Raw genomic sequence first — 2,681 nt, forward strand, 5'->3', positions numbered from 1 at the left:
CGAACTCGTACAGCCGCCGATGGCCCCCACCACGATCAGCACCACAAAGGGAAGATTGCCCCAGGCAGTCACATCGCCGTCGCCATACCCGGTGCCGGAAAAGATCGATACCACATTGAAAAGCCGCGCGCGCAGGCTCTCTTCCTCAAAGCGGCCATTGACCAATAGGTCATAGGCCGCGACCATAACGAACGCATAGGCCAGCCAGCGCAGATAGGTGCGCACCTGTGTATCGCGATAGAGCGGTTTGATATTGCCATGCACCCCCTGCATCATCCGAACGAAAGGCAGGCTGGCCAGGATCATGAACACAACGCAGGCATATTGCGGTGCCCCCGGAAATGCCGCGAAAGAATTGTCAGAGGTGGAAAAACCGCCCGTCGACACCGTGGTCAGCGAATGCACCGTGGCATCGAATGCCCCCATGCCAAGCGCAAGATAGAACAACGTGCAAATCGCCGTCAGGCCAAGATAGACATTCAGCACCCCTTTCGAGATATCAATCGTGCGCGGCAGCGCCTTGCCAAGGGTGTCAAACCCCTCGGCGCGAAAGAACTGCATGCCCCCCACCCGCATCTCGGGCAGGAAAACCAGCGCCACGATCACGATCCCAAGCCCGCCCAGCCATTGCAGAATGCCCCGCCAGAGCAAAAGCCCCTTGGGCAGCTCGTCAAGCCCCGCAATCACCGTCGCCCCGGTGGTGGTCATCCCCGACATCGATTCGAAGTAGGCGTCGGTGAAACCGAGATCGGTTTCACCGAGCATGAAGGGAATCGCCCCGAACAGCGGCAGCATCGCCCAGACCAGCGTGGTCAGCAGGAAAGATTGCTGAATGGTAAGCCCCTCACCGACCGAATTTTTACAGGCAAGCGCCACAAGCCCGCCAATCAGGCAGGTGACGATCATGCTTTCCGCGAAAACCGGCCAATGCTCGCGCCCCTCGGCGATATCCACCAAGAGCGGTAACACCATGGTAAGCCCCATGGCCATGACCATCAGGCCAACAAGATATCCCACGGGACGCATATCAAACATGACGCGCAGAGTTGGCCTTCGGGCACGGCACTGTCAAGCAGGATGCGCGCACGTAGCGACGCCGACCCTAACCCGGCAGGATATCCTCAAAGACAAAGGCGGGAATATCCCTGCGCGCAAGCCCCATCGCGGCCAGTTCGGAATCGTTCAGGGCATACATCTGCACCAGACTTTCCAGGCGCGTGCGCGTTATCAGATAGGCGTTCATCCCGGCCGCGTGCTCGGCCAGAAACAGATCCAGATCGCGCCGCCATTGGGCGGGCAGGAATCGGGTGTGCAGGTCTTGTTCGGCCATTGGAACCCCTTTCGTCAGAGTGTGACGGGTTCCTCCCCACAACGATCATAGCCTAAAATGGTCCTGAAATCCCGACGTTCCGGCCATTCCGGCAAAATATCGCCGCGTCGCAGCATTTAAGCACGGAAAACCCCGGCGGGATCGGCCCACCGGGGTTGAATGTGACGCGTGATGGTGCGCGCAAATCTTCAGGCGTAGAACAGATCCTTGAAGACGTGATATGTGATGTCTTCGCGCCGGATGCCCATGCTTTGAAGCTCTTCGTCGGATTTCGATTCCAGCTCTTCGATCCGGTTGCGGCGCGATGTGACCTGGCTGTGACGCTCGATACCGCGCTCCAGAGCCGCTGTGAATTTCTTCCAGCCGTCGCGCAGGGGCGATGTCGGGATGTTTGTTGCAATGTTCGCCATTGGAAACCTCACTTTATGTCTTGTTCAGGTTTCCTCCCTGTCATCAAGTTAGGTCAGCGCCGTTGACGTTACCATCGCCAATTCGGAATGGCCGGGTTGCGCCAGATGCATCCCGCGCCATAAGTGATTACTTTGACTTGGATTTCTTTGCCTTCGTCGGCATCGCAGGCGGCATAGACGGTTTGCGGTAGGCCTTGTTCGGGGCAGGTTCAGGCGTTGCCTTGACGACCGGGTGCGCGGTTTTCGGCGCCGGGCTGGCTGCTTTCGGGCTTGGCTTGGCGGCGGCTCTGGAAGCCGGGCTTGCCACCGGGGGGGCGGTCTTGGCGGGGGCTTCGGCTTTCACCGGCGCGGGCGCGGGCGTATGCGCGGCCTGGGCTTGCTTTGCGGGCGCCACCCGCTTTGCCGCTGCGGGTTTGGCGCGGGCGGGGCGCGGGGCGCGCTGCGGCTCAGCAGACTTTGCGCTCAACGGCTTCGAGAATGGCCCGGTCTTAAGCGCGGCCTCTCCAAGCACCTGTGCCACGCGCAGATTGCTTTCGACCATATACCCGGCGAACCGAAATCCGGCGGCAGAAAGTTTCAACGGAAAGTCGGGAGTAAACATATCAGTCTCCTTGTCAGCCAGTACACCACCGCGATACCTGCGCCGGGTGACAACAGCGTAACGCAAGGCCAGACGTCGATGGCACCAAATTGACCCATCGTCAAAACAATTGCCGCCCGACACGCGGGAAGTCGCCTAAATCTTACACGCCATGCCGGCTAAACAGGCACCCGGCCCGGCCCGCTTCAGGCACCATGCACCAACGTGTGAAACAGCTTGGGATCAAGACTGTCAGAGGCAAAGGTATCGCCCTCGGTCAGAACACTGACCGCATCATGGCTGTGCAGGCTTTCCTGATGGCTGGCGATGACCCGGAAATCGCCGATCCGCGGATCAGACA

At 59.9% G+C, this 2,681-nt stretch carries 4 protein-coding genes and 1 pseudogene; all 5 read right to left on the minus strand.

Features of this window, described 5'->3' with window-relative positions; genetic code table 11:
• The coding region (locus tag QZ522_RS18930) for a potassium transporter TrkG (RefSeq protein WP_294615301.1) at window positions 1–1,035 on the minus strand (1,035 nt) is incomplete at its 3' end.
• Window positions 1,036–1,102: 67 nt separating this feature from the next.
• Window positions 1,103–1,330, minus strand: a complete 228-nt coding sequence (locus QZ522_RS18935; protein ID WP_294615303.1) for a DUF1127 domain-containing protein — start codon at window positions 1,328–1,330, stop codon at window positions 1,103–1,105.
• Window positions 1,331–1,518: 188 nt separating this feature from the next.
• The gene (locus QZ522_RS18940; RefSeq protein ID WP_294615305.1) at window positions 1,519–1,740 is read right to left on the minus strand and encodes a hypothetical protein; all 222 of its coding nucleotides are present in this window, start codon (window positions 1,738–1,740) and stop codon (window positions 1,519–1,521) included.
• A gap of 127 nt (window positions 1,741–1,867) precedes the next feature.
• Window positions 1,868–2,341 (minus strand): hypothetical protein, encoded by a 474-nt coding sequence (locus QZ522_RS18945; RefSeq protein ID WP_294615306.1) that lies wholly within the window; start codon window positions 2,339–2,341, stop codon window positions 1,868–1,870.
• 185 nt (window positions 2,342–2,526) lie between these two features.
• Window positions 2,527–2,681 (minus strand): annotated as a pseudogene (locus QZ522_RS18950) (GTP cyclohydrolase I FolE2); the annotation flags it as partial.

Origin of the sequence: uncultured Roseovarius sp. (genome assembly GCF_913054395.1) — a bacterium.
Taxonomy (GTDB): Bacteria; Pseudomonadota; Alphaproteobacteria; order Rhodobacterales; family Rhodobacteraceae; genus Roseovarius.

What these genes read in the sequence shown, in the direction of transcription:
- QZ522_RS18935 (WP_294615303.1), bottom strand. Translation starts at nt 1,330, where the DNA reads ATGGCCGAACAAGACCTGCACACCCGATTCCTGCCCGCCCAATGGCGG.
- QZ522_RS18945 (WP_294615306.1), bottom strand. Translation starts at nt 2,341, where the DNA reads ATGTTTACTCCCGACTTTCCGTTGAAACTTTCTGCCGCCGGATTTCGG.
- QZ522_RS18940 (WP_294615305.1), bottom strand. Translation starts at nt 1,740, where the DNA reads ATGGCGAACATTGCAACAAACATCCCGACATCGCCCCTGCGCGACGGC.